This is a genomic window from Sphingobium sp. Ant17 (genome assembly GCF_000588875.1).
Classification (GTDB): Bacteria; Pseudomonadota; Alphaproteobacteria; order Sphingomonadales; family Sphingomonadaceae; genus Sphingobium.
The window spans coordinates 1-25,392 of the sequence record NZ_JEMV01000002.1; the positions used below are offsets into that span (position 1 = coordinate 1).

The 25,392-nt window shown below is 64.0% G+C and carries 24 protein-coding genes and 3 pseudogenes; 14 read left to right on the forward strand and 13 right to left on the reverse strand.

The genetic code is table 11. The annotated features are described in order from the left end of the window. Positions 1-120: 120 nt before the first annotated feature. From BF95_RS01275 to glmM, 4 genes are read right to left on the reverse strand one after another with little or no spacing between them, the layout of a single operon-like run. Positions 121-720 (reverse strand): ribonuclease HII, encoded by a 600-nt coding sequence (locus BF95_RS01275; RefSeq protein WP_043148834.1) that lies wholly within the window; start codon positions 718-720, stop codon positions 121-123. Continuing rightward, entirely contained in the window at positions 713-1,468 is a 756-nt protein-coding gene (gene thiD / locus BF95_RS01280) for a bifunctional hydroxymethylpyrimidine kinase/phosphomethylpyrimidine kinase (RefSeq protein WP_043148836.1), read from the reverse strand. The genes BF95_RS01275 and thiD overlap by 8 nt, the downstream gene beginning before the upstream one ends. Next, a complete protein-coding gene (locus BF95_RS01285) occupies positions 1,465-1,689 on the reverse strand; it encodes a DUF1272 domain-containing protein (protein ID WP_043148837.1) in 225 nt (74 codons plus the stop codon). The genes thiD and BF95_RS01285 overlap by 4 nt, the downstream gene beginning before the upstream one ends. Positions 1,690-1,692: 3 nt before the next feature. Further along, on the reverse strand, positions 1,693-3,033 hold the full coding sequence (glmM, locus tag BF95_RS01290; protein WP_043148839.1) for a phosphoglucosamine mutase: 1,341 nt from the start codon (positions 3,031-3,033) through the stop codon (positions 1,693-1,695). Between the two features lie 212 nt (positions 3,034-3,245). Here glmM and BF95_RS01295 point away from each other — a divergent pair, with 212 nt between their 5' ends. Then, the gene (locus tag BF95_RS01295) at positions 3,246-4,625 is read left to right on the forward strand and encodes an alanine/glycine:cation symporter family protein (protein ID WP_043149038.1); all 1,380 of its coding nucleotides are present in this window, start codon (positions 3,246-3,248) and stop codon (positions 4,623-4,625) included. Positions 4,626-4,666: 41 nt separating this feature from the next. Here BF95_RS01295 and BF95_RS01300 read toward each other — a convergent pair whose 3' ends face one another. The 6 genes and pseudogenes from BF95_RS01300 to BF95_RS01325 form a co-directional block, all read right to left on the reverse strand. Continuing rightward, entirely contained in the window at positions 4,667-4,849 is a 183-nt protein-coding gene (locus tag BF95_RS01300) for a CsbD family protein (RefSeq protein WP_043148840.1), read from the reverse strand. A gap of 60 nt (positions 4,850-4,909) precedes the next feature. Beyond that, complete coding sequence (locus tag BF95_RS01305; protein ID WP_051519812.1) at positions 4,910-7,720, reverse strand: DUF3857 domain-containing protein; 2,811 nt, start codon at positions 7,718-7,720, stop codon at positions 4,910-4,912. Positions 7,721-7,901: 181 nt separating this feature from the next. After that, positions 7,902-8,489 carry a 30S ribosomal protein S9 gene (gene rpsI / locus BF95_RS01310; protein ID WP_043148841.1) on the reverse strand — a complete coding sequence of 196 codons (588 nt, stop codon included), beginning with the start codon at positions 8,487-8,489 and terminating at the stop codon, positions 7,902-7,904. Then, on the reverse strand, positions 8,489-8,968 hold the full coding sequence (gene rplM, locus BF95_RS01315; protein WP_037473167.1) for a 50S ribosomal protein L13: 480 nt from the start codon (positions 8,966-8,968) through the stop codon (positions 8,489-8,491). Before rplM ends, rpsI begins: the two co-directional genes overlap by 1 nt. Before the next feature lie 135 nt (positions 8,969-9,103). Next, complete coding sequence (folP, locus tag BF95_RS01320) at positions 9,104-10,228, reverse strand: dihydropteroate synthase (RefSeq protein WP_043149041.1); 1,125 nt, start codon at positions 10,226-10,228, stop codon at positions 9,104-9,106. Positions 10,229-10,350: 122 nt separating this feature from the next. After that, positions 10,351-11,492: pseudogene (locus tag BF95_RS01325) on the reverse strand (site-specific DNA-methyltransferase). Between the two features lie 290 nt (positions 11,493-11,782). On the opposite strand from BF95_RS01325, the gene BF95_RS01330 reads away from it, so the two are divergent. Then, positions 11,783-12,121 carry an ArsR/SmtB family transcription factor gene (locus tag BF95_RS01330; protein WP_043148843.1) on the forward strand — a complete coding sequence of 113 codons (339 nt, stop codon included), beginning with the start codon at positions 11,783-11,785 and terminating at the stop codon, positions 12,119-12,121. 80 nt (positions 12,122-12,201) lie between these two features. Here the strand turns inward: BF95_RS01330 and fabG are convergent, their stop codons facing one another. Together fabG and fabD are read right to left on the reverse strand one after the other, a co-directional pair. Beyond that, positions 12,202-12,942: a 3-oxoacyl-[acyl-carrier-protein] reductase gene (fabG, locus tag BF95_RS01335; protein ID WP_043148844.1), complete on the reverse strand. Its 741-nt coding sequence runs from the start codon at positions 12,940-12,942 to the stop codon at positions 12,202-12,204. Between the two features lie 108 nt (positions 12,943-13,050). Beyond that, positions 13,051-13,985, reverse strand: a pseudogene (gene fabD, locus BF95_RS01340) (ACP S-malonyltransferase). A 155-nt stretch (positions 13,986-14,140) separates the two neighbouring features. Between fabD and BF95_RS01345 the strand changes: the two are divergent. The 6 genes from BF95_RS01345 to BF95_RS01370 all read left to right on the forward strand — a co-directional run bounded on the left by BF95_RS01345 (position 14,141) and on the right by BF95_RS01370 (position 20,458). Further along, positions 14,141-15,637, forward strand: coding sequence for an efflux transporter outer membrane subunit (locus BF95_RS01345; RefSeq protein WP_200866865.1), 1,497 nt, complete (start codon positions 14,141-14,143; stop codon positions 15,635-15,637). Then, positions 15,634-17,136, forward strand: coding sequence for an efflux RND transporter periplasmic adaptor subunit (locus tag BF95_RS01350; RefSeq protein ID WP_043148846.1), 1,503 nt, complete (start codon positions 15,634-15,636; stop codon positions 17,134-17,136). Before BF95_RS01345 ends, BF95_RS01350 begins: the two co-directional genes overlap by 4 nt. Before the next feature lie 5 nt (positions 17,137-17,141). Then, complete coding sequence (locus BF95_RS01355; protein ID WP_043148847.1) at positions 17,142-17,843, forward strand: ABC transporter ATP-binding protein; 702 nt, start codon at positions 17,142-17,144, stop codon at positions 17,841-17,843. A 158-nt stretch (positions 17,844-18,001) separates the two neighbouring features. Then, positions 18,002-19,207 carry an ABC transporter permease gene (locus tag BF95_RS01360; protein ID WP_043148848.1) on the forward strand — a complete coding sequence of 402 codons (1,206 nt, stop codon included), beginning with the start codon at positions 18,002-18,004 and terminating at the stop codon, positions 19,205-19,207. A 249-nt stretch (positions 19,208-19,456) separates the two neighbouring features. Beyond that, positions 19,457-19,903: an RcnB family protein gene (locus tag BF95_RS01365; RefSeq protein WP_043148849.1), complete on the forward strand. Its 447-nt coding sequence runs from the start codon at positions 19,457-19,459 to the stop codon at positions 19,901-19,903. 147 nt (positions 19,904-20,050) lie between these two features. Further along, positions 20,051-20,458 (forward strand): BLUF domain-containing protein, encoded by a 408-nt coding sequence (locus tag BF95_RS01370; protein WP_235209513.1) that lies wholly within the window; start codon positions 20,051-20,053, stop codon positions 20,456-20,458. A gap of 7 nt (positions 20,459-20,465) precedes the next feature. Here BF95_RS01370 and BF95_RS01375 read toward each other — a convergent pair. Next, positions 20,466-21,865 (reverse strand): annotated as a pseudogene (locus BF95_RS01375) (GntP family permease). Between the two features lie 277 nt (positions 21,866-22,142). Here BF95_RS01375 and rpsF point away from each other — a divergent pair. The 6 genes from rpsF (at position 22,143) to BF95_RS01405 (ending at position 25,306) form a co-directional block, all read left to right on the forward strand. Further along, positions 22,143-22,589 (forward strand): 30S ribosomal protein S6, encoded by a 447-nt coding sequence (gene rpsF, locus BF95_RS01380; protein WP_043148851.1) that lies wholly within the window; start codon positions 22,143-22,145, stop codon positions 22,587-22,589. A gap of 13 nt (positions 22,590-22,602) precedes the next feature. Further along, entirely contained in the window at positions 22,603-22,827 is a 225-nt protein-coding gene (gene rpsR, locus BF95_RS01385) for a 30S ribosomal protein S18 (RefSeq protein ID WP_006950194.1), read from the forward strand. 13 nt (positions 22,828-22,840) lie between these two features. Next, positions 22,841-23,443 (forward strand): 50S ribosomal protein L9, encoded by a 603-nt coding sequence (gene rplI / locus BF95_RS01390; protein WP_043148852.1) that lies wholly within the window; start codon positions 22,841-22,843, stop codon positions 23,441-23,443. Between the two features lie 250 nt (positions 23,444-23,693). Next, positions 23,694-24,704 (forward strand): extracellular catalytic domain type 1 short-chain-length polyhydroxyalkanoate depolymerase, encoded by a 1,011-nt coding sequence (locus BF95_RS01395; protein ID WP_235209515.1) that lies wholly within the window; start codon positions 23,694-23,696, stop codon positions 24,702-24,704. Positions 24,705-24,743: 39 nt separating this feature from the next. Then, on the forward strand, positions 24,744-25,076 hold the full coding sequence (locus BF95_RS01400) for a hypothetical protein (protein WP_043148854.1): 333 nt from the start codon (positions 24,744-24,746) through the stop codon (positions 25,074-25,076). Further along, positions 25,073-25,306, forward strand: a complete 234-nt coding sequence (locus BF95_RS01405; protein ID WP_043148856.1) for a hypothetical protein — start codon at positions 25,073-25,075, stop codon at positions 25,304-25,306. Before BF95_RS01400 ends, BF95_RS01405 begins: the two co-directional genes overlap by 4 nt. The last annotated feature ends 86 nt before the right edge of the window (positions 25,307-25,392 follow it).

A 25,392-nucleotide genomic window follows, 5' to 3' on the forward strand; every position in this document is an offset into this window, starting at 1 on the left:
GACGCTCGGCTTCGCCTCACTCCCCCTCCCCTTGATTGGAGGCACGTGACTCCAATCAACCCTCCCCGCCGGGGAGGGGAGACAAGTCACAGTGGCGCGTGGCGCTACGGGAATGCCCCCCTAAAGCAGCACCAACTGCGCAACTGGCGCAAAGCTGCGCCGATGCAGCGGGGTCGGCCCATGTGTCCGCAGCGCCGCGAGATGCTGCGCGCTGCCATAGCCCTTGTTGCTGGCCCAGCCATAATGGGGATGCCGCCCTGCCGCCTCCACCATCATCCGGTCCCGCGCTTCCTTGGCGAGGATGGAGGCCGCGGCGATCGACAGGCTCTTGGCATCGCCGCCGACGATCGCGCTCGACGCATACGACCAGTCCGGGCAGCGATTGCCATCGACCAGCACATGCGCACAATCCCGCCCCAACGCCGCGACCGCACGAGTCATCGCCAACATCGTCGCCCACAGGATATTGAGCCGGTCGATCTCCTCGACACTGGCCACCCCCAGCCCCCAGCACAGCGCCCGATCCTTGATCTCCACTTCCAGCGCCGCCCGCCGGGTCGCCGACAATTTCTTGCTATCGTCCAACCCCTGCGGACAATCCTCAACGCGCAGGATCACGGCGGCCGCCACCACCGGCCCCGCCAACGGCCCCCGCCCCGCTTCATCCACCCCGGCGACAAGGCCCGGATGGTGCAGGCTTTCATGCGCAAAATCAGGCATGGAAAGTGAACGGTGCCCCCATCGGCCCATGCCCACCGCCAAAGCCCGGCGCCAGCCTCAACGCCGCCCGCACATAGTCCCGCGCCTGCGTGATCGCGTCAGGCAAAGCCATCCCCTGCCCCAGTCCGGTCGCAATCGCACTGGCCATGGTGCAGCCGGTGCCATGGGTGTGCGGCGTATCGATCCGCGCATCGCTCCAGCTATTGGTAACCCCGTGGGGGCCGATCAGCCGGTCGGTGAGCATCGCCCCCTCACCATGCCCACCCTTGGCGAGGACATGGGTGCCAAATTGCGCGGCAATTGCCTCCCCGCCCAGCGCGACAAGTTCAGGAATATTGGGCGTGACCACAGTGGCGATCGCCATCAGCTTGTGGAAGGCCGCAATCGTATCCGCATCCGCCAGCAGCGACCCACTGGTCGCGACCATCACAGGATCAAAGACGATCGTCACGCCATCCAGCCCCGCGAGCCGCTCCGCCACCGCTATCGCCGTCTGCGCCGAGCCGATCATGCCGATCTTGACCGCATCGACGCCGATATCGCTGATACAGCTTTCCATCTGCGCCAGCACCATGTCGGTCGGGATCGGGTGGACGCCCTGCACCCCCAGCGTATTCTGCGCCGTAATCGCCGTGATCGCGGTCATGGCAAATCCACCCAGCAACGTCACCGTCTTGAGGTCCGCCTGAATCCCCGCGCCCCCGCCGCTGTCGGACCCGGCAATGATCAGGATGCGCGCCGGCGTCATGGCTTATGCCTGCGCACGGTGGCGGCAGGATTGGCGGCCAGCGCCTTGCCCGTTCGCGTCGGCCGGTCCATCAACTCGCCGCCGCAATTGGGGCAACGATCGTCCAGCGCCTCGGCGCAGGTCGCGCAAAAGGTGCATTCGAACGAACAGATGAAAGCGCCCGGCGTATCGGCGGCCAAGTCCGCGCCGCAGCGCTCGCAATCGGGGTGCATGTCCAGCATGGATCAGGCCGCCGCCTTCTCGACGGCCGCGCAGATGCGTTCCACCACGTCCTTGACCTGGTCCGCGCTGTCCCCTTCGGCCATCACCCGGATGACCGGCTCGGTCCCAGATGGGCGGATGACGAGGCGGCCCACACCGACCAACTCCGCCTCCGCCTGCGCGATCACGTGCTGCACATCCGCATGGTCCAGCGGCTTGCCCCCGGCAAAGCGCACATTTTTGAGCAATTGCGGCACCGGATCGAACTGGTGCAACATCTCGCTGGCGGGCCTGTCCGACCGGACCAGCGCGGCCAGCACCTGCAACGCCGCGACCGTGCCGTCGCCGGTGGTGGCATAGTCGGACAGGATCATATGGCCCGACTGTTCTCCGCCCAGGTTGAAGCCACCCTCTCGCATCCGCTCCAGCACATAACGGTCGCCGACCTTGGTGCGCTCCAGCCCGATGCCCTGTCCGGCCAGAAAGCGTTCAAGGCCCAGGTTCGACATCACCGTCGCCACCAGCCCGCCGCCGCGCAACGTGCCTTCGCGCGCGAAATTGGCCGCAATCAGCGCCATGATCTGGTCGCCATCGACGATCTGACCCTTTTCATCGACCACGATCAGCCTGTCCGCATCGCCATCCAGCGCAATGCCGATATCCGCACCCGACGAGACGACCGTTTCCTGACACAGCAAGGGCGATGTCGATCCGCAGCCATCGTTGATGTTCGTGCCGTTGGGGTTGACGCCGACCGCCACGACAGTCGCGCCGAGTTCCCAAAGCGCAGAAGGCGCGACCTGATAAGCGGCCCCATTGGCGCAATCGACCACGATCTTGAGGCCGTCGAGCCGCAGATCGGCCGGGAAGCTGGACTTGACCGCATGGATGTAGCGCCCGCGCGCATCCTCGACCCGGCGGGCACGACCGATATCCTTGGAGGGTGCGAGCGGAATCTCCTGCCCGATCAGCGCCTCGATCTTCAGTTCATCTTCATCCGACAATTTATAGCCGTCCGGCCCGAACAGCTTGATGCCATTGTCGAAATAGGGGTTGTGGCTGGCCGAGATCATGACGCCCAGGTCCGCCCGCATCGAATGGGCGAGCAGGGCGACGGCGGGCGTCGGGATCGGCCCGAACTGCACCACGTCCATGCCGACGGCCGTAAAACCCGCCACCAGCGCATTTTCCACCATATAGCCCGACAGCCGCGTATCCTTGCCGATCACGACGCGATGGCGATGGTCGCCGCGCAGAAAATGCGTTCCTGCCGCCATGCCGACCTTCATCGCCAGGTCAGGGGTCATGGGCCATTGGTTGGTGCGGCCGCGGATGCCATCGGTGCCGAAATATTGCCTGCTCACATATGTCTCTCATGCTTTGGGAATGACCCCAATAATTCCGTTCGTCCTGAGTAACCGCTGAGCGAAGTCGAAGCGGTGTATCGAAGGACATGTGCAGCGCGAGACCCTTCGATACGGGCCTTCGACTTCGCTCAGACCCTACTCAGGGCGAACGGAGGGGGAAAGAGCAATCTTTGATCGACTTTCTCGGTGGCGCGCGCCATCGGCGCAGGATAGAAAATTTCAACGCCATCGTCGATGCCATCTCCGCGGCCGTGTTCTTCAAGCTGCCGATGCTGGGCACGCAGATCGAACTGATCGTGCTCTACCTCGCGCTGCCGATGCTGTTCTTCACGCTATGGCTTGGCTTTCCCAACATCACCCAGGTCGGCCGCGCGATCCGCATCCTGCGCACCCAGCCTGACAAGGGCGAAGCGCAAGGCGATGTCAGCCAATGGGCAGCGCTCAGCACCGCGCTGTCGGGCACGATCGGCCTTGGCAATATTGCGGGTGTCGCCGTCGCGCTGACAATGGGCGGGCCGGGCGCGATCCTGTGGATGTTCGTCATCGGCTGGTTCGCGATGACGGTGAAGATGGCGGAGGTTACGCTCGGCCTCAAATATCGCGTGTTCGACGCCCAGGGCCATGTCCATGGCGGGCCGATGTATGTCCTCAAAGCGGTCGGTGCGGCGCGCGGTTGGCCCAAGGTCGGGCTGGCGCTGGGCGGTGCCTACGCCTTTTTCGCGCTGTTCGGGGCGATCCCGATGGTGCAGGTCAATCAGAGTTTCGCGCAGGTGAAGGTCGTCACAGGCCTGACCAACGGATGGGGTTATGGCATTTTCCTGGCCTGTGCCGTGGCGCTGGTGACGCTTGGCGGCGCGGCCTGGCTGGGCGAGGTGGCCAAACGGCTGACCCCGCTCAAAGTCGCGGTCTATCTGGTCGGGGTGTTCGCCATATTGGCGCTGCATCTGGGGGCAATCCCCGGTGCGCTGGCGCTCATCTGGGACGGGGCATGGACCGGCAATGCGGCGACCGGCGGCGCGGTGGGTGCCTTCGTCGCGGGCATGCGCCGCGCGGTGTTCGCCAGCGAGGCGGGCGTTGGCTCGGCGGTGATGGCGCACAGCCTCGCCCGCGCACGGCATCCCGTATCCGAAGGTCTGGTCGCGCTGCTGGAACCGCTGCTCGGCACGATGATCGTGTGCGGATTGGGCGGGCTCGCGCTGGTCGTGGCGGGCACATGGAATAGCGGGCTGGAGGGGATCGCGATCACCTCGGCCGCCTTCGCGCAGGTTTCGCCCTGGTTTCCCTGGCTGCTCGCAGTGGTGGTGTTCCTGTTCGCTTATTCGACGCTGGTAGCGTGGGGCTTCTATGGATTGCAGGCTTGGGGCTATCTGTTCGGCCATGGCGCGCGCGCGCAATGGACCTACAAGATCCTCTACGTCGTCGCCCTGCCACCTGCCGCCGCGATCGACCTTGGCCGGGTCGTAGGCATTGTGGATTCCAGCTTCTTTCTGATGGCCATTCCCAACGTCATCGCGCTGTATCTATGCGCGGGTGAACTGCGCCGTGACGTCAAAGCCTATCTGGCACAAAAAGAAAGCCCCGCCGGGTAAGGGCGGGGCTTCCTATATCCTTGTAAGCGGTAGCGTTAGCGTCAGACCTTGTCGCCGAACGCACCCTTGACCGAACCGGCTACATCCTGACCGGTGCCCTTGACCTGCTGGGCTTTGCCCTCGGCCTCCAGACGCTCATTGTCGGTCGCCTTGCCAACGGCTTCCTTGACGTTGCCGGCCAGCTTGTTGCCAGCGGCTTTCATCTTGTCGGTTGCTTCACCCATGTTCAGTCTCCTGTTGGTTGGTGTTGCCTATTCAACCAACCATCAGAATAAAGGTTTCCGTCAAATCGATCCCGTAATGAAATCGGGATAGTCGTTGCGATGATCACGCTTGATGCCGAACCGCGCATAGTCCGCGTCGATGCGGGGGTTGAGCCTGCGCGCGATAGCGATGTCCAAGTCGCCCTCCGCACCGCGACCGAGCCGATGCAGCACGATGCCACGCATGAAGCGGCTCTGCTCCTGCCCCGGCCCCTGATCGATCACGGCATTCAAATCCTGCAACGCATCCTGATGGCGCCCCATGCGGAACCACACCATGGCGCGACTATCCAGCGCAGCCACGGTGACCGTGCTAAGTTCGATCGCACGGGTGCAATCCTTGAGCGCGCTATCCAGCATGATGTCGCGCGTGCCCTTGATCCAGCAACGTTCGTTGAGCAGTGCCGTCAGGCCGGGCTTTTCCGCGATGTGCGCGTCGAGCAGTTCGACCGCCTTGGCTGCATCGCCATAAGTGCCCAACAGACTGGTCTTGAGGCGGCGATAGGCGTCGCGGGTTTCGCCGCCAATCGCGATCCGCTGATCCACCATCACCAGCGCCTCGTCCAGTTTGTCGCTTTCGGCAAGATAGGTGGCAACAGCATTGATCGCGCCAAAGGACGAGGGGTCGAGTTGGCGCGCCATCCTTGCATCCGCCAGCGCGCCGGGCACATCCCCCAGCTTGAACCGCCGGTCAGCGCGGCCGAGATAGAGATCGATATCCGGTTCGATGGAAATCGCCTTGTCGAGATCGGCCAACGCCTTCTTCCGGTCACCCACACCCCAACGAAAATTGGCGCGGCTGCTATAGCCCGATACTTCCTCCGGGTTGTCGGTGATCGCCTTGGCGAAAGCCTGCTCACCGGCTTTGACCTGTGGCCACTTTGCCACCACCTCATAAGGTGCATCCCAGTAGAAGGTCGGTTTGGCCGGTGCGATCAAGCGCGGGGCCAACGCCTGCGCCGTGGCAAGCCGATCGCGTTCGTCGGGCACCTGGACGGCCGAAATCTCGACCCCGGTCGAATCCATCCGCTCGTCCAGTTCGAGCAGCCCGTCGCGCAACTGGACGTTCCGCTTGATCGTGAAGCCCGCGATGGACTGGCTGACATTCTGGTCGCCTTCCAGCACATAGCCCTTGCCGCCATCGGGCAAGCGCAGTGTGAGCCGATAGCGCACCCCGGACGGCGGCGGCGTCGCCACCGGAATATCGATCCACGCCGGACGCCCGCGATCGGGCGCGAAGCTGATGTCGTTGACACCCCGACCAATGCCGCGGCGATAGCGATTATCCTCCAAGCGCCAGGGCGTCGTCGTGACGCCATGCGCCTTCAGCGTCGTGGTCGCCGTGGCGGCATCCATCGCCACGCTGACATCGCTGAACTGCGACTGACCCATTTGCCGCACGAAAAACCCACGCACCATATCGGCACGCTGCTTGGCATCGAGTTGCCCCAAGGCGACATTGATCATCGACGCCGCCGGACCGCGCAGCACCGCTACCGCATCGAAGACGCTGGGCAACCGGATGCTCCCGCTCTCGTCGGCCTCGATCGCGATGTCGATGATAGGCCGAGCGTTGGCGTGGGTCTGGATCGGCAACAGATCCGCGCCCGCCGTCCGCACCGGCAGCACCGTGCCGAAAGGCGGCGTATCGCTCAGATCATCGATCCGCGCACCGCTGCCCGTGCCGTCCATCCACAGCGTCTCGCCATCGATCGTCGCGCGCACCAGCACATGGTCGAACGCAGCGACGCTCGGCAAACGTTCCGGCACGAAATCGCCCATGGTGGAACTGGCCAGCACCGGCTCCGCCTCTATCCCGATGCCGCGAAGCAAAGTCAGCAGTAGCAGCGTCTTGGCCTTGCAATCGCCATAGCGCAGCGTCCAGGTCTGCGCCGGGGTCTGCGGCACATAATTGCCACCGTTCATGCCGATCGCCAGATAGCGGATACTATCCTGCACCAGTTGCAGCGCAGCGGCCGCCTTCGCACGCGGCGACCCGCTCAAGGCCTTGAGCTTGTCGAGTTCCGCGGCGAGCGGACTGCCCGCTGCGATCAGCCCTTCGGTCGCATAGAGCGGTGCCATCGTCTTGGAGACATCCGCCCAGGAGGCGAAGGTGGAGAGCTCGAACAAGGGCGGATGCCGATAGCGCAGCGGCGCATCCTCCGGCATCTCCGGCTGCTTGATCAGCGGCAGGGCGACGGTCAGTTCGTTGAACCCGCCCTTCTTCTGCTGCTTGACCACTGCATCCTTGGCCAGCAATTTCCACTTGGCCCCGCTGCGTTCATCCCATTGCACACGCAGCCGCCCCTGCCCCATCCGCAGCGGTGCCGCGAACAACGCCATCGCACCCTGGACGTGCCCCCCAAGCGCGTCATCCTTCATCGACGTCGTATAGCGCAGGCGGACGATATCGCCGACCTGCACCCCTTCGACCGCCAGCGTTGCGGTAAGGACGCCGGTAATCTGGCGCGCCTCCAGATTTTCTTCCCGGCGCAGCACGGCGAAGCGCTTGTCGCCTGCCAGCGCATCGATCACCTGGTCGCCGCGCAGGATCGATACTTCATGGATGATGAGGTCGCCCTTGTCGGGTGCCCATGGCAGGGTGAGCGAGGATAGCTGTGCCAGCGCCTCGGCCGACCCGGCGCGGGTCGCGACGTCCGCATAGCTCCACAGGCGGCCATCCTCGACACGTTGCTGACTGTCGAACAGCAGCATCATCGGCGGTTCGCCCTCGAAGCTCGACAGCGGCGGCACGCTGGCCTTCTCCACCCAAGCGGGTGCCGCCTGATAAAGCGGCGTTTCGCCCGCCAGAGCTGGCACGGCAACCATCATGCGATCGGCATCGCCATTCCCATCATCTGTCTCATAACCCCCCGAACATCCCCCGGCATCAGCCTGTCGATACGCAGGCTATTGCATCGGGGCGGGGCACTCAAGCGATCAGACGAAGCATGCGCACGAAAAAAGGGGCCGGAAAACCGGCCCCTTTCCTGAACTTGCAGTCGGTATCGACTTAGCGCTTCGAGAACTGGAAGCTCTTGCGCGCCTTCGCCTTGCCGTACTTCTTACGCTCGACGACGCGGCTGTCGCGGGTCAAGAAGCCTTCGGCCTTGACCGCGCTGCGCAGCGCAGGCTCGTACTTGGTCAGCGCCTGGGCGATGCCATGCTTGACTGCACCGGCCTGGCCGGACAGACCGCCGCCCTTGACGGTAGCGATCACGTCATACTGACCATTACGGTCGGTGACGCCGAAAGGCTGGTTGATGACCAGACGCAGGGTCGGACGCGCGAAATAGATTTCCTGGTCGCGGCCATTGACCGTGATCTTGCCGGTGCCGGGCTTTACCCAAACGCGGGCAACGGCATCCTTACGACGACCGGTCGCATAGGCGCGGCCCAGATTGTCGATTTCCTGCGCACGCAGCGGCATGGTGGGCGCTGCAGGCTCGACCGGAGCGGCAGGCGCTTCGGCTTCGACGTCAGCGGCCGGAGCAGCAGGCGTAGCGGCCGCTTCGGCAGCGACGGGCGCAGGTGCCGGAACGGCAGCCGCTTCGGCGGCGATCTGCGCGAGGTCGGACAGGGACTGGCGGTTATCGGACATTATGCACCCACCTTGTTCTTGCGGTTGCGCGACGCGAAGTCGAGCACTTCGGGGTTCTGGGCTTCATGGGGATGCTCGGCACCGGCGAAAACGCGCAGGTTGCGCATCTGCTGGCGGCCCAGCGGGCCACGGGGGATCATGCGCTCGATCGCCTTTTCAAGCACGCGCTCAGGAAAACGGCCTTCCAAAATCTTGGCAGGCGTGGTTTCCTTGATGCCGCCGGCATAGCCGGTGTGCTTGTAATAGATCTTGTCGGTCAGCTTCTTGCCAGTGAACTTCACCTTGCCCGCGTTGATGATGATGACATTGTCACCGCAATCGACATGGGGCGTGAAGCTGGTCTTGTGCTTGCCACGCAGGATATTTGCCACGGTCGAAGCGAGACGGCCAACGACGAGGCCTTCCGCGTCGATCAGGACCCACTTCTTATCAACCGTTGCCGGGCTTGCCGACTTGGTCGTCTTCATCAGCGCCTTCATGGTGCCAATACTCCAGAATGAATTAAAGAACCGCAGGCCGTTACCGACCCCCGGAAGTGGGGCGCTAATGACTGGGGAAGCCGTCCAAGTCAAGCGATATGGCGGCTTTCCTGACGGGTAAAATAATACCTGCGTCTAAATCGCGCTCAATCCGGCGTCCGCCAACCCCCGCCACAAGTGCAAGGCCTGCACGCTTTCCTTCACGTCATGGACCCGCACCATCTGCGCGCCGAGTTGCGCCGCACGGAACGCCAAAGCGATGGAACCGCCCAGGCGATCGGCAGCGGGGGCTTCGTTGGACAGCGCGCCGATCAGCCTTTTGCGGCTCCCCGCAAACAGCAACGGAACGCCCAGCGCCTGAAACGTCGCCAGGCCATTTACCAGCGCAAGATTGTCGGCCAGCGACTTACCAAAGCCGAGCCCTGGATCGACCATGATCCGATCGCGCGCGATGCCAGCCTCAAGGCAGGCCGCAATCCGCCCTTCGAGATGATCGAACACGTCCGCCACGACATCGCCATAGCCCGCAGGATTGTCATGGGGATCATCGCCGGCCGACGGCGCATGCATCAGGATAACCGGGCACCCTGCCCCGGCCACGACCGCCAGACTGCGCGGATCATGCGCCAGCGCGCTGACATCATTGACGATCTTCGCGCCCGCCGCCAACGCCGCCTCCATCACCGCCGCCTTGCGCGTGTCCACCGACACCGGCACGCCCGCCGCCGTCAGCCGCTCGATCACCGGAGCGATGCGGGCGATCTCATCGCCTTCCCACACCTTGTCCGCGCGCGGCCGGGTGGATTCGCCGCCCACATCGATCAACGCGGCACCCGACGCCGCCATCGCGAAACCGGCATCGGCCGCCGCCTGCGGATCGCCGACATGCTTGCCGCCGTCGGAAAAACTGTCGGGCGTGACGTTCAGGATCGCCATCACCTGCGGCGCATCGAAACGGATGGTGCGCTCGCCCAGCATCAGCGGCGCGCGCATCGCGGAGATATTGGCGGCCAACCTCTGCGCCCGCTCCGCCAGCCTATCGGGCAGGCTGGCGATCATATCGGCAAAGCCAGCCACCGGCACCATCACCCGCGCCACCCGGCCCCGCCCGCCAAAGGCGCTGACTTCATAGCCCTGGAACCAGATCAGCCCATTACCCATCCGCGCCACCGACCCGTCCGGCAGGCCGATCGGCGACGGCACGAACCATGTCGGCCGCAGGTACAGGCGCGCTTGGGGGGGGATAGTGGGTAGAGTCATCATTTATCCCGTTCGCCCTGAGCGAAGTCGAAGGGCTATGCTGAGCGGAGCGAAGCCGCTTCCCTTCGGTCAGCGGAGGGCTTCGACTTCGCTCAGCCCGAACGGATTTGCAAGGATCACGCTTAAGGCTCGTTCGCCAGCAAATAGGTCTGGCGCAACGTATCGATCGGCTTCAACCCACCCTCGGCCTCATGATGCCAGAAAGTCCAGCCATTGCAGCTCGGCGCATTCTGCAACGTCGCGCCGATCTTGTGGATCGACCCAGTGTCGCTCCCCACCGCCAGCGACCCATCGGCGCGCACCACCGCCTGCCAACGCCGCTTGGCATCGGTCAGGATCGCGCCGGGCTTCAAATAACCCGTTTCGACCAGCGTCCCGAACGCGACCTTGGGCTGCGACTGGGCGCTTTGCATGATGGTAAGCGCGGATTCATCCAATGGCAGCGCCGCCTCGATCCGCTCCAGCGCGACCTCGATATAGGATTCCTCCCGCTCAATGCCGATCCATTTGCGTCCCAGCCGCTTGGCCACCGCGCCAGTGGTGCCGGTCCCAAAGAAAGGATCAAGCACCACATCGCCCGGCTTGGTGCAGGACAGCATCACGCGATAGAGCAGAGACTCCGGCTTCTGCGTCGGATGCGCCTTGGTCCCGTTGCGCTTCAACCGCTCCTGCCCGCCGCAGATCGGCAGCACCCAGTCGGACCGCATCTGCAACTCGTCGTTGAGCGTCTTCATCGCCTTATAGTTGAACGTATATTTGGCGTCCTCACCCTGGCTCGCCCAGATCAGCGTCTCATGCGCGTTGGTAAAGCGCGTGCCCTTGAAATTGGGCATCGGGTTGGCCTTGCGCCAGATGATATCGTTGAGGATCCAGAAGCCTCATCCTGCAACGCCGTGCCGACGCGGAAGATGTTGTGATAGCTGCCGATCACCCAGATGCTGCCATTGGGCTTCAGGATGCGGCGGGCCTGTTTCAACCATGCCTTGGTGAAGCGGTCATAGGCGCCCAGCGTATCGAACTTGTCCCAATCATTATCGACCGCATCGACCCGCCCGCCTTCGGGCCGGAACAGGTCGCCACCCAGTTGCAGATTATAGGGCGGATCAGCAAAGATCATGTCGATGCAATTGTCGGGCAGCGCCGCCATCTGCGCGATGCAGTCACCCCGCAACAGGCAATCGGTCGCAATCTCGGCCGCCGCGACCTCTACCGGTGCGATCATCTTCTTCCGTCGCGCCGGTGCGACCCGCTCCATGACACCCATGCGTAAAAACCCCCGTTCGTCTTGAATGCCAGCGATGAGTCCTCGGGAGTCCGGCGTCAAGCCCGGCACCTTGGCCTGCCCGATGCGGAACGACACAGATGTCGGGGAGAACGAAGCGGGGAACCACAAGATATGGAGTCTGGCGAGTCGCGTGGGACTCAAGATAGGGCGGTGTGACTCAAAAGACTCACGCGCTTGTCCACCCAAAGTTTTTTTGGTTAACGGTCCGCAACTGCTCCCATCAGCGGGAATGGTTGACCGATTAATAACCTTAAGGTTATGGCTGGCCGATGACAGCTGAATTACACGAAGACCAGCGTGGCGCGACGATCGACGCCCAATTCAAGGCCTTGTCGGACGGCACCCGCCGCGCGCTGCTGGAATATCTCGTCCGCGAAGGCGAACAGAGCGTCCATGCGCTGACCGCGGTCGCGGGCGTATCCCAACCGATGGTATCGCGCCACCTGGGTAAGCTCAAACGCGCCAAGCTCGTGACGGCGCGCAAGGCTGGCCGCGAAACCTTCTACAGCGCCCGCGCCAAGGGACTGGCTCCGGTGGTGCAATGGATGGCGGTCTATGGCGCGCTCTGGTCGCAACGTTTCACCGCGCTGGAGGATATGGGGGCTTAGGAGCAGCAACATCTGCTCGAACAGCCCTTCTCTGTTCCCCGGCGCAAGCCGGGGAACAAGGGTCACCGAGACGCTTTGCCTCAAATCATCGCCATGCCGCCATTCACATGCAGCGTCTGGCCGTTGACATAGCCCGCCTCGCGGCTGGCGAGATACACCACGGCCGCGCCGATATCCGCGCCATCGCCCAGATCGCCGACCGGGATCTTCTGCAGGATCGCGCCCTTCTGCGCGTCGTTCAGCGCATCGGTCATCGCCGATCGGATGAAGCCCGGCGCGACGCAATTGACGGTGATGCCCCGGCTGGCCAGTTCCTGGCCCAGCGACTTGGACATGCCGATGACCCCGGCCTTCGACGCGCAATAGTTGGACTGACCGGGATTACCGGTGACCCCCACGACCGAGGTGATCGAAATGATGCGCCCAAAGCGCGCCTTCATCATCGGCTTCGCGACCGCGCGGCACAGGCGGAAGGCGGCTTCCAGATTGACCGAGATCACGGTCGACCATTCCTCATCCTTCATCCGCAGGATCAGATTGTCGCGCGTCACGCCGGCATTGTTGACCAATATGTCGAGCTTGCCGCCCAGCGCCTCGACCGCCTGCGGTACCAGCGCATCGACCGAAGCCGGGTCCGACAGGTTGCACACCAGCGTCTTGTGATCCCCGCCCAGTTCAGCCGCGAACGCCTTGAGCTTGTCTTCATTGCTGCCCGACAGCGCCAGCGTCGCGCCCTGCGCGGCCAGCGACCGGGCAATCTCGGACCCGATCCCGCCCGAAGCGCCCGTCACCAGCGCGGTCATTCCTGTGAGGTCAAACATGAAGATGGCCTTTCATACCATTCGCCCTCCTGTCATCGAAGGGCTGTTGTCATCTCGAAAAGTGGGACGGGTCTTTTGCGGACACCGCCCGGCAAAGAGTGAATCTTGTCAGAGCGCGCCCAGGGCCGCCTCGATATCGTCCATCGTCACGATGCTGCGCACCGTGGCGTCAGGGGCGATGCGCTTGATCATCGGGGTCAGCACCTTGCCGCCCACTTCCACAAACTCGGTAACGCCTGCGTCCCACATCGCCGCAACGGACTCGCGCCAGCGCACCCGGCCGGTCACCTGCTCGACCAGCCGCAACTTGATCTCGTCCGGCGCGGCGATCGGCGCGGCCAGCACATTGGCGTAAACCGGCAGCAGCGGGGCGACCAGCGCAACATCGGCCAAGGCCAGCGCCATGCGTCGGCGGCAGGCTGCATCAATTCGCAATGGAACGGCGCAGACACGGGCAGCAAGATGCCGCGCTTGATGCCATGCTCCTTCACCATCGCCACGGCGCGGTCGATCGCCGCTTTGTGGCCCGAAATCACGACCTGGCTTGGGTCATTGTCGTTGGCGACGGCGCAGACCTCGCCCTGCGCTGCCGCATCGGCCAAGGCCTGCGCCTTTTCGATGTCGGCGCCCAACAGCGCCGCCATGGCCCCTTCGCCCACCGGCACCGCCGCCTGCATCGCCTGCCCGCGCAGGCGCAAAAGCCGCGCGGTGGTGCCAGCGTCCAGCGCTTCGGCCGCGCACAGCGCGCTATATTCGCCCAGGCTGTGGCCCGCAACGAAATCGCCCTTCTGCGCGATCGAAAAGCCGCCCTCGCGCTGCATCACCCGCAGCGTGGCGATGGCATTGGCCATGATCGCCGGCTGCGCATTTTCGGTCAGGGTCAGTTGATCCTCCGGCCCCTGCGTCATCAGGCGGAAGAGATTGAAGGACAGCGCGTCGTCCACCTCCTGAAACAGTTCGCGCGCGACCGGACTGGCGTCGGCCAGTGCCTTGCCCATGCCGACCGACTGGCTGCCCTGACCCGGAAATACAAATGCGCGCATCATCCATCCTCTACCAATCGGCGAAAAAAAGTGCCGATATTCAATGCCGTTACACTTTGAGACATAAATGCCATTGAGACGTACATGACCCTGCGGCAGTCAGGGCGCGCACGCTTTCCCGCCAGATGCTCTGGCGCGTGGCGGCCCCTTTAACGATGACGGAGTGCAAGGAAAAGGTGCGATATCGCTTTGCAGGGATATGCGGGACGGCGCTCAGCCTGTCGGCATGCGCCGTCGGCCCGGACTATCGGCCACCGCAAGCCACCTCGCTGGGGGTGCCCGCCACCTATTATCAGGGTGCCGACCTTCAGGGCGTAGCGCCGACCGTCGGCGATTCCGAACTGGCCCAATGGTGGACCCGCCTCAATGATCCGACGCTATCGGCGCTGATCGATACGGCCGTCGCCAACAATCTGGACATCGTCCAGGCACAAGCCCGGCTGCGCCAAGCGCGCGAGAGCCTGGCGCAAACCAACGCCGCCTTCCTGCCGCAGCTCAATGCTTCGGGCAATGGCGGCAAAAATTACCGCAGCCAGGCAGGCGGCACCCGCGTCGATGACAGCGGCAACGTGATCAGCACGGGCGCAAGCAACTGGTCGAGCAGCTATTCCGCCAACACATCGGCCAGTTGGCAGATCGACCTGTTCGGCGAACTGTCCCGATCGGCCGAGGCCGCGCGGGCGGAACTGTCAGCGTCCGGCTACGACCTGGCGACGGTGCGGATGACGATCATTTCCGAGCTCGTCACCAACTATGTCCAGGCGCGGCTCGCGCAGGAACAATTGCGCATCGCCCGCGAAACGCAGCAGGTGCAGCAGGATAATTTCGACATAGCGGGCTGGCGCTTGCAGGCGGGCCTTGTCTCTTCGCTCGACGAGCAACAGGCTCGCGCGCAATTGGCGCAAACCCGCGCGTCCATTCCCCAGCAGGAGGCGAACCTGCGCGGCAGCCTCAACCGCATCGCGGTGCTGACGGGACAAGCGCCAGGTGAGACGACCCGCGCGCTGGAGACGCCTGCTCCCATCCCCACCGCCACACCGCAGATCGCCATCGGCATCCCGGCCGATACGCTGCGCCAGCGGCCCGACATTCGCAGCGCCGAACGGTCGCTGGCCGCCGCGACCGCGCGGATCGGCGTGGCGGAGGCGCAACTCTATCCCTCGCTTGGGATCAGCGGCAATCTCGGCACCACGTCCAACGCGTTCAGCGACCTGTTCAGCCTGATCACCGGCGGTGTCTTCGCCAACGTGTCGCAAGTCATCTTCGATGGCGGCCGCCTCGCCTCGCAGGTCCGATCGCAACGGGCCGCGACCGACGCCGCTTTCGCCGCCTACAAGCAGAGCGTGCTGACTGCGCTGGAGGATGTCGAGAATGCGATGGCCTCGCTCGCCAGCGCGCGGACGCGGCAGGCCGAATTCACCATCGCCTATGATGCGTCGAACAACGCCGCCCTGCTGGCGCGCAGCCAGTATCAGGCCGGCATCATCGACTTTCAGATTCTGTCGAATACCGAAACCACCCTTTTGAACGCCCGCAACAGCCTCGCTACCGCCCGTTCGGACGAAATTCTCGCCATCGCCCGGCTCTATGATGCGCTGGGCGGCGGTTGGCAGAGCATGGACAACCGCCCCATCGATGAGCAAAAATCATGAGCAATGACGTGACCACCGATCCGGCCCTCGACGAATTTCTGGGCGCCAAGCCCGCCAAGCCGTGGCGCAAATGGGCGATCCGGGGCGGCATCGGCGTCGCGCTGCTGATCGTCATATTGCTCGTGTCGCAATGTTTTTCCGGCGACGACAAACCCAATTACGCGACCCGCGAAGTGCGCAAGGGCGACCTAACCGTGGCGGTCTCCGCGACCGGCAACCTCAAGCCCGTCAATCAGGTCGATGTGGGCTCCGAACAATCGGGCAAGATCACCGCCGTCTATGTCGACGTCAATGACCGCGTCACGCGCGGCCAGCGGCTAGCCGAACTCGACACCCGTCGTCTGGTCGATTCCGTGAACCAGAACCGCTCGCAAGTCTCGGCCTCCCAGGCCAGCGTCGCGCAGGCACAGGCCCAGGTCGCGCTCGCCAAGGCAACGCTCGACCGCCAGCTCAACGTCTATCAATTGTCGGGCGGCAAGGTGCCCGCCAAAACGGAAATCGACACGGCCCGCGCCAATTATGAGGGCGCAGTAGCCAGCCTGCGATCGGCCCAGGCGCAGGTCGATGTGTCCCGCGCCCAGCTCTCGTCCGCCCAAACCAATCTGTCGATCGCGCAGATCGTCTCGCCGGTAACAGGCGTCGTCCTTTCACGCGATATCGAACCGGGCCAGACCGTCGCGGCCTCGTTCAATGCGCCGGTGCTGTTCACCATCGCCGAAGACCTGACCCAGATGGAGGTCGAGGTGTCGGTCGATGAAGCCGATGTCGGCCAGGTCAAGGATGGCCAGAGCGCGACCTTCGCGGTTGATGCTTTCCCCGGCCGCACTTTCCCCGCGACCGTGTCCCGCGTGAATGTCGGTTCGAACGCCAGCAGCACCTCTTCATCCTCTACCACCACGACCAGCACGACCGGCACCGTGGTCGCCTACACCGCCGTTCTTACGGTGAATAACGAAGATGAAACGCTGCGCCCCGGCATGACCGCGACCGCCGATATCGTGACGCAGGAATTGCGCGATGTGCTGCTCATCCCCAACAGCGCCCTGCGCTTCAAGCCCAGCGCCGGCGCGAAGGGCGGCGGCATCACCAGCGTCCTGCCCGGTCCCGGCCGGATGCGGCGCGGCGGCAATGCGCGCCAGGTCAATTTCGGCGCAGGCAGCAGCCAGACCGTCTATGTGCTGGGCGAAGACGGCAATCCCAAGGCGGTGCAAGTCACCATCGGCGCGAGCGACGGATCGCGCACGGCCATCACCGGCGGCGAGATCAAGGAAGGGATGCGCCTCATCACCGGTCAATTGGCTGCGGGCCAGGAAGCCCCGGCCGAAGACCAGCGCCCCGCTGCGACCGACGCCAAGGCCCCCGATCGCCAACGCAATCCAGCAACGGACGGCAGGCCCGCCAGCGTCGGCTCGCTCGGCAATTCAGGCGACAAGGCCCCCGAAACCGCCCCGGTCGCCTCCACCGAAACGCGCGGCACTGGCCGACCGAGCGGGACGTAAAGCGCATGGCGATCGAACCGATCATCTCGCTGCGCGGGGTCACCAAAGTCTATGGCGAAGGCCCGACCGCCTTTCAGGCCTTGAAGGGCATCGACCTCGACATCGAACAGGGGGATTTCGTCGCGGTGATGGGGCCGTCCGGCTCCGGCAAATCGACGACGATGAACATCCTGGGCTGCCTCGACGTGCCATCGGCGGGCACTTTCCTGTTCAAGGGGCACCATGTCGAAACGCTCGACCGCGACCAGCGCGCCTTGCTGCGCCGCCGCTATCTTGGTTTCGTGTTCCAGGGCTTCAACCTCCTGTCCCGCACCACTGCGCTCGAAAATGTGGAACTGCCGCTCATCTATCGCGGCGAGGACAAGAAGACGCGCTATGATCTTGGCATGGCCGCGCTCGACAAGGTCGGCCTCAAGGAATGGTGGGACCATACCCCCGCCGAACTGTCGGGCGGCCAGCAACAACGCGTCGCCATCGCCCGCGCCATCGTCACCAGCCCCGACGTGCTGCTGGCCGACGAGCCGACCGGCAATCTCGATTCGGAACGATCGGTGGAAATCATGGAATTGCTGACCGATCTCAATCAGAACAGCGGCATCACCGTGCTGATGGTCACCCACGAACCCGACATGGCCGCCTTCGCGCGAACCATCGTCCATTTCAAGGACGGCCTGGTCGAACGCATCGACAATGAGGTGACGGCGTGAGCATCAACGCAACTTCCGTTCGCCCTGAGCGAAGTCGAAGGGGTCGTCTGAGCGGAGCGAAGTCGAAGGGGTCGTCTGAGCGGAGCGAAGACACCTCGCTGCGCTCGGTCGAGGGCTTCGACAGGCTCAGCCCGAACGGGTTTTGGATTTTATCTGCCATGTTAGGCACCACCATCACCCTCGCCTTCCGCGCGATCAATCGCCACAAGCTGCGCAGCTTCCTCACCACGCTCGGCATCATCATCGGCGTCGCCGCGGTCGTCACCATGGTCACGCTCGGCAATGGCGCGACCGCCGCCGTGCGTGAGCAGATCAGCTCGCTCGGGGCCAATGTCCTGCAATTGCGGCCGGGCCAGGGCTTTGGTCGCGGCGGCGGCGGCCCGCGCCCGCCCGACTTCAAGCCCGCCGACCTCACCGCCATTCAGAATCAGTTGACCGGCGTGCGCGCCGTCGCGCCGCTGGTGCAATCGAGCGGCACCGCCATCTATGAAGGCAATAACTGGTCCACCACCGTCTATGGTACGACATCGGCCTATTCCGAGGTGCAGCAATGGACCACCGACGTCGGCCGCCTGTTCCTGCCCGAAGAGGAAGAGGCCGGGCGTCCGGTCTGCATCATCGGCAATACCGTGCGCACCAACCTGTTCCAGGGCGCGGACCCGGTGGGCAAGCGGATGCGGATCAAGGGCGTTTCCTGTCAGGTGATCGGCGCGCTCAAGACGCGCGGCCAGGGCGGCTTTGGCGATCAGGACGATGTCGTCGTCATGCCGATCAAATTCGTCCAGCGCCGCTTCACCGGCGATCGCGACATCAGCCAGATCATGGTCGCGGTGGACGACGCCTATGACACCAGCACCGTGCAGACGAGCCTGGAAGAACTGATGCGCGAACGGCGCAAGATCAAAGCCGGGTCCGAAGACAATTTCAACGTCTTCGACACCAAGCAGATCAGCGACACGCTGACCGGCACCACCACCATCCTGACCCAGATCGTCGGCGCGGTGGCCGCCATCTCGCTGCTGGTCGGCGGCATCGGCATCATGAACATCATGCTGGTGTCGGTGACCGAACGCACCCGCGAAATCGGCATCCGCCTCGCCATCGGTGCGGTCGCACGCGAAGTGCTGATGCAATTCCTGGTCGAGGCGATCGTGCTGTCCTGCCTTGGCGGCCTGATCGGGCTGTTGCTGGCGCTGGCCGCAACCGCCGCCATCGCCCCGCTGATGCAGGTGCCCTTCCTCTTCGACATCAAGGTCAACCTGATCGCCTTTGTCTTCTCGGCCGCGATCGGCGTCGTGTTCGGCTATTTCCCGGCCCGGCGCGCAGCAGCCCTCAACCCCATCGACGCCCTCCGGCACGAATAGGAAATCCGATCATCCTCCCCCAGCGGGGGAGGTGGCTGGCGCAGCCAGACGGAGGGGTGTCCGGCTATCCATCTAGCACTCAAACCCCTGAAATCCTGCCCTTCCTGAACGGCCATTCAGCCCAAACACCCCCTTGATACAATTTCCGACACTCTTTGCCCCTTCTCGGCACACCCGCGCGACAAGCGGGGCCTATCTCTGTCTTCGACGCCGCAGAGGCGCCCGAAACACAGGCAAAGGAGCAAGCACATGTTCAAGAAGATCATCATGGCCCTGGCCACCACCACCCTGGTCGCCAGCCCCCTCATCAGCGCGCAGGCCCAGGCACAAAGCTACGGCGCGCAGCACCGCCAGGAACAGACCCGCACGGTCGTGAAGCAAAAGCCCAACGGCCGCACAGTGGTTAAGCAGAAGACCGTCGTGAACAAGCCCGGGGTGCGCAACAATGGCAATGTCGTCTATCGCGGCAACGCCTATCGCCCGAACCGCAACGCGGTGGCCAATCATCGCTGGGCCAAGGGTCAGCGCTTCGACCGTCGCCAGGCGACCAACTATCGGGTGATCAACAACTATAGCGGCTATCGCCTGAACGCCCCGCCGCGTGGCTATCAGTGGGTCCAGTCCGGCAACGACGCGGTGCTGATCGCCCTCACCAGCGGCATCATCAGCGCAGTCATCGGCGGCGCGATCCGCTAACCCAGATGCCGCCCACCAGCCGGAGGGTCGCACGGATGCCCTAGGGATTCTCTCCCCCTGGGGCATCTTCGTGTCTGATCCAGGTTAAACACCGCATATTAAGGGATTTTCCCTTATAACAGGCGCAGGGCCGAACCGGGAACGTCCATGTCACTGCATCAAATCATGTATATCAGCACCGTCGTCGATACGGTTACCCCGCAGGAATGCGCCGCAATCGCGCGGCAATCTGCCGCGAATAACCAGCGGGATGACGTGACGGGCCTCCTCCTGTTCAACTCGCGCCGCTTTCTTCAGGTGCTGGAAGGGCCGAAGGACGCGGTGGAACGTATTTTCACCCGCGTCTATGGCGACCCCCGTCACCGCGCCGTCGTCAAGCTGCGCGAAGGCGCGATCGACACACGCGAATTTGGCCAATGGGCGATGGCTTATGACGACCCTGCCCGCCCATCGCATGCCTTGAAGGACAAGGTCGCCGCGCTGCTCGAACGGGCCGGACCTTCAACCCGCGCGCATTTTATGGGATCAGCGGACCTGCACCGCCCCGTCGCCTGATAGGGGATCACACCAGCCCGGTCAGATAATAGACTGCGATCACGACAAAGACCGTCAGCGTCTTGATGAGCGTCAGTGCGAAAATATCCTTATAGGCCTGTCGATGGGTCAGCCCCGTCACCGCCAGCAAGGTAATGACCGCCCCATTGTGCGGCAGGCTGTCCATGCCCCCCGACGCCATCGACGCGACCCGGTGCAACACCTCGCGCGGAATGCCCGCCGTATCGCCCGCCAGCATGAACTGGTCCGCCATCGCAGCGAGCGCGATCGACAGGCCACCCGATGCCGATCCAGTGATCCCGGCCAGCGATGTCACGGTGATCGCTTCATTGATCAACGGATTGGGGATCGCCTTGAGCGCTTCCTTGACCACCAGGAAACCAGGCAAGGCGGCGATCACCGCGCCGAACCCATATTCGACCGCCGTATTCATCCCCGCCAGCAAAGCGCCACCCACCGCCGCCTTCGACCCTTCGGCAAAGCGCTTGGCCACGGTACGGAAAGCAAACACAAGGATCGTCGCGATGCCAAGCAGCAACGCACCCTCCACTGCCCATAGCGCGGAAACCTGCGCTACTTGCACCTCCACCGGCGCGACCATCCCCACCAGCGACAGGGTGACGACATCGCCGCTCACCCAGCGCGGTATCGCCATCGTCAGCAACAGATTGCCCACCCCCACCACCAACAGCGGCAGTAGCGCGATCAGCGGATGCACCGGGGCTGCGTCCTCCACCGGCTCCGGTTCGTTCACCAGCGTTTCGGGCGCACCATAGCCCTCGCCCGCCGCCTTCAGCGTCCGTCGCCGCCAGCCTAGATAGGCCAACCCCATCGCCGCGATGCAGATCGATCCGATCGTCCCCAGCACCGGCGCAGCCCAGGTGGTCGTGCCAAAGAAGCTCGTCGGAATGATATTCTGGATCTGCGGCGTGCCGGGCAACGCATCCATGGTGAAGGTGATCGCGCCAAGGCCGATGGTCGCGGGCACCAATCGCTTGGGAATGTCGGCCCGGCGAAACATCTCGCGGCGAAAGGATAGACGGCGAACACCGCAACGAACACCGACACGCCGCCATAGGTCAGCAGCGCCGTCACCAGCATAATCGCCGGGATCGCCCGCCCCGCGCCCACCACGCCGATCACCGCCGTCACGATCGCGCGGGAAAAACCCGAAATCTCGACCAGCTTGCCGAACAGCGCGCCGAGCAGGAACACCGGAAAATAGAGTTTCAGGAAACTCGCCACCTTTTCCATGAACAGGCCGGAAAAGGCGGCAGGCACGGCGGCCGGATCAGTCAGGAACACTGCCAGCATCGCCAGCAACGGTGCCATGATGATGACGCTCATCCCCCGATAGGCCGCGATCATCAGCAGGATCAGTGATAGTGCCGCAATGCCGACTGCCATAGGCCAACCCTCTCAACCGTTCGCACTGAGCCTGTCGAAGTGCTGTTCTTCTTTGGATCACGGATAGAAGAAAGGATAGGGCTTCGACAAGCTAGGGGCCGCACGGAACCGCCAAGAACTCCATCCTTGCCTTTCCCCCGCATTTCCGCCATAGGCCCGCCTTCGCGACGGACCGGGGTGACTCGCTCTAGTGCGAAGATACGGAACGAGACGACAGCCGGAGGGGCGCTGCACATGGGGTGCGCGTCAGCAATCGGCCAACAGAAAAGGCATTATCATGGCTCTGTACGAGCATGTGTTCCTTGCGCGCCAGGATCTGGCACAGGCGCAGGTGGACGCGCTGGCGGAAATCGCCACCAAGATCGTCGAAGAGAATGAAGGCAAGGTTACCAAGGTCGAGACCTGGGGCCTGCGTTCGCTCGCCTACAAGATCGCGAAGAACCGCAAGGCGCACTACGTCATGCTGAACATCGACGCGCCCGGCAATGTGATCGCGGAACTGGAGCGCCAGACCCAGATCAACGAAGACATCATCCGCTACATGACCGTCAAGGTCGATGAGCTGGAAGGTGGCCCGTCGGTCATGATGCGCAAGCAGGAGCGTTCGGAACGTGGTGATCGCGGTCCCCGCGGTGATCGTGGCGACCGGGGCGATCGTGGCCCGCGCGAAGACCGTGGTGATCGTGGCCCGCGCCGCGACCGCGACGAAACCGCTGGCGAATAAGGAGACCTGAACCATGGCACGCCCATTTTTCCGCCGCCGCAAGAGCTGCCCCTTCGCCGCCAAGGATGCGCCGAAGATCGATTATAAGGATGTTCGTCTGCTGCAGGGCTTCGTGTCCGAACGCGGCAAGATCGTCCCCAGCCGCATCACGGCCGTTTCGGCCAAGAAGCAGCGCGAACTGTCTCAGGCCATCAAGCGCGCCCGTCATCTGGGCCTGCTGCCCTACATCGTGAAGTAAGGGAGTAAGCCCCATGGAAATCATTCTGCTCGAACGCATCGAGAAGCTCGGCGCCATCGGCGACGTCGTGACCGTCAAGGACGGCTACGCCCGTAACTTCCTGTTGCCGAACAAGAAGGCGCTGCGCTCCAACAACGCCAATAAAAAGGTGTTCGAGGCCAACCGCGCCCGGATCGAAGCCGACAACGCTGCCCGTCGTGCCGACGCGGAAGCCGCGGCCGATGGTGTCAACGGTACCCAGATCGTCCTGATCCGCCAGTCGTCCAACGCTGGTGCGCTCTATGGTTCGGTTGCGGTTCGCGACATCCTCGAAGCACTCAGCGCGCAGGACATCACCAACGTGACCAAGTCGATGATCGTGCTGGAACGCCCGATCAAGACGCTGGGCGTGTTCGACGTCAAGGTTGCGCTGCACCCCGAAGTCGTGACCACCATCCAAGTCAACGTCGCCCGCTCGCCGGAAGAAGCCGATCTCCAGTCGCAAGGCGTGGACGTGATGGCCGATCTGTTCGAAAAGGACGAGAGCGGCTTCACCGAAGACTATGATCCCAATGCTGAGCCAGGCGAAATCGCCATGGACAAGGCTGAAGACGAAGCCCCGGCCGAAGAGGCCTGAGCCTTCGCTTTTGATCGAACGAGAAAGCCGCCCCGCAACGGGCGGCTTTTTTGTTGGCACACACCAACGGGTTGGCCCTTGGCACCCAAGTAAATGCTGCACTGCGGGATCGAACCGGTGCGCGGCCCGTTACCCTGTTCTGGCTTGCATCTAGGTTGGCCTACAGCCCCCCGCCAGCAAGGTATGTCGCATGAGAAATCCGTTCGCGTCGGCAATGAAGGCCGCAAGACTGATGCAGAGGGGCCGTCCGATGTCGGCTGCGCTGGCTATGCATGGCGTGTTGACCACCCCTGCCAAGCCCAAACCCAAGCCCAAGATAAAGGTGCCGACCCGCAAGCCCGCCGCCAAGCGGATCGCCAAGCCAGCCCCGGCCGCTCGCCCCCTGCCCGGCAGCTTCACCGACGGCCTGTTCGAGAGCAAGCATGGCGCGATCCGCTACAAGCTCTACACGCCCACCGGCTCCGCGCGCCGCCGCATGCCGATTGTCGTCATGCTGCATGGCTGCTCGCAATCGGCGGGCGATTTCGCGACCGGCACCGGCATGAATCAGCTTGCCGACGAACGCGGCGTCATCATGCTCTATCCCGAACAATCGCGGTCGGCCAATATGGCGCGTTGCTGGAACTGGCATCGGCCCGGCGACCAGTTGCGCGGCAAGGGCGAACCGGCGCTGATCGCCGGGCTCACCCGCCACGCCATCGCACTGTCCCGCGCCGATCCCACGCGGGTCTACATCGCGGGCATATCGGCGGGCGGCGTCGCTGCCGCGATCATCGGCCAAGCCTATCCCGAACTGTTCGTCGCGGTCGGCATCCATTCCGCGCTGACCCGTGGCGATGTCAGCACCGTCAGCGGCGCTTTGGCAGCGATGCGCGGACGCCCGACGAGCGAAGCGCCGACCGGCCGCACGCCCCGGCCCCGTCCGACCATCGTCTTCCACGGCGACGCCGACACCGTCGTCCACCCCTCAAACGCGGACGGCTTCCGGTCGCTGCTCGAACGGTCGACCCACGGCCCGCTGGTCAGCCGGTCGGAACAGGGCATGTCAGAGGGCGGGCGCGCCTTCACCCGCACCGAACATCGCGATGGGAAGGGCGACGTCATGCTCGAAAACTGGACCATCCACGGCAGCAGCCATGCCTGGTCGGGCGGTGCGCGCGTGGGTTCCTACACCGACCCCGCCGGCCCCGACGCCTCGCGCGCAATGCTGCGCTTCTTCCTGGCCCGCCGTCGTAAGCCGGTGCGCAAGGTCGCGTCCTGACGCCACGGAACGCCGCCCCGCACGGCGCGTTGCGCCATCATGAAAAACCGCGCTTTGATCGAAAAACTCGCCCGCCATCTCGCCATGGATGCGCCTGACAACTGGCAGGCCCGGGTTGAGGACGCGGCTTGCATCCTCGCCCTGATGAAGGAGCCCGACGACGCCATGCGCGACGTGGGCGATACCGCGATCTGGGAAGCGATGGTTGACGCGGCCCTGCGCCAGCGTTGGACTGTCGCGCCTGCCGCCGCGAACGAACACGATTCGGGCGGATCGGACGAGGAAGGGGAAATCCGGCTGACATCCGAAACGATCGGCCATGACCCGGCCGACTGGGTTCACATTCATCACGAGCGGGAGAAGCAATCATGAAGGGGCTGATCAAACTGGCCATCGTCACCGGCCTGGGCGCGATGGCGCTCAAAGGCTGGCGCGAATGGATGGGCGACGGCAAAACGCCCGACGATCGCGGTGCCATAGGGTCTTCGGGAATCGTGCGCGACGCCGGGCCGCAAGAGGGTATTGCGCAAGCGGATTGGGACAAGGTCGACGAACAATCGGACGAGAGCTTTCCCGCCAGCGACCCACCGGGCAATTACTGAACCAAACGCTCCATTGCTCCCCCGCCACGCGCCCTCTAAGAAGCGCGCGCGAGGGGCGGCCGATTACCGCCCAGAACAGGGGAATA

Coding starts and splice junctions, on each gene's coding strand:
- BF95_RS01285 (WP_043148837.1), bottom strand. CDS start 1,689: ATGCTGGACATGCACCCCGATTGCGAGCGCTGCGGCGCGGACTTGGCC.
- BF95_RS01360 (WP_043148848.1), top strand. CDS start 18,002: ATGTTAGGCACCACCATCACCCTCGCCTTCCGCGCGATCAATCGCCAC.
- rpsF (WP_043148851.1), top strand. CDS start 22,143: ATGGCTCTGTACGAGCATGTGTTCCTTGCGCGCCAGGATCTGGCACAG.
- folP (WP_043149041.1), bottom strand. CDS start 10,228: ATGACTCTACCCACTATCCCCCCCCAAGCGCGCCTGTACCTGCGGCCG.
- rplM (WP_037473167.1), bottom strand. CDS start 8,968: ATGAAGGCGCTGATGAAGACGACCAAGTCGGCAAGCCCGGCAACGGTT.
- rpsI (WP_043148841.1), bottom strand. CDS start 8,489: ATGTCCGATAACCGCCAGTCCCTGTCCGACCTCGCGCAGATCGCCGCC.
- BF95_RS01305 (WP_051519812.1), bottom strand. CDS start 7,720: ATGATGGTTGCCGTGCCAGCTCTGGCGGGCGAAACGCCGCTTTATCAG.
- BF95_RS01350 (WP_043148846.1), top strand. CDS start 15,634: ATGAGCAATGACGTGACCACCGATCCGGCCCTCGACGAATTTCTGGGC.
- BF95_RS01365 (WP_043148849.1), top strand. CDS start 19,457: ATGTTCAAGAAGATCATCATGGCCCTGGCCACCACCACCCTGGTCGCC.
- BF95_RS01395 (WP_235209515.1), top strand. CDS start 23,694: ATGTCGGCTGCGCTGGCTATGCATGGCGTGTTGACCACCCCTGCCAAG.
- BF95_RS01275 (WP_043148834.1), bottom strand. CDS start 720: ATGCCTGATTTTGCGCATGAAAGCCTGCACCATCCGGGCCTTGTCGCC.
- BF95_RS01400 (WP_043148854.1), top strand. CDS start 24,744: ATGAAAAACCGCGCTTTGATCGAAAAACTCGCCCGCCATCTCGCCATG.
- BF95_RS01370 (WP_235209513.1), top strand. CDS start 20,051: ATGTCACTGCATCAAATCATGTATATCAGCACCGTCGTCGATACGGTT.
- fabG (WP_043148844.1), bottom strand. CDS start 12,942: ATGTTTGACCTCACAGGAATGACCGCGCTGGTGACGGGCGCTTCGGGC.
- thiD (WP_043148836.1), bottom strand. CDS start 1,468: ATGACGCCGGCGCGCATCCTGATCATTGCCGGGTCCGACAGCGGCGGG.
- rpsR (WP_006950194.1), top strand. CDS start 22,603: ATGGCACGCCCATTTTTCCGCCGCCGCAAGAGCTGCCCCTTCGCCGCC.
- BF95_RS01345 (WP_200866865.1), top strand. CDS start 14,141: ATGACGGAGTGCAAGGAAAAGGTGCGATATCGCTTTGCAGGGATATGC.
- BF95_RS01355 (WP_043148847.1), top strand. CDS start 17,142: ATGGCGATCGAACCGATCATCTCGCTGCGCGGGGTCACCAAAGTCTAT.
- BF95_RS01405 (WP_043148856.1), top strand. CDS start 25,073: ATGAAGGGGCTGATCAAACTGGCCATCGTCACCGGCCTGGGCGCGATG.
- rplI (WP_043148852.1), top strand. CDS start 22,841: ATGGAAATCATTCTGCTCGAACGCATCGAGAAGCTCGGCGCCATCGGC.
- BF95_RS01330 (WP_043148843.1), top strand. CDS start 11,783: ATGACAGCTGAATTACACGAAGACCAGCGTGGCGCGACGATCGACGCC.
- BF95_RS01300 (WP_043148840.1), bottom strand. CDS start 4,849: ATGGGTGAAGCAACCGACAAGATGAAAGCCGCTGGCAACAAGCTGGCC.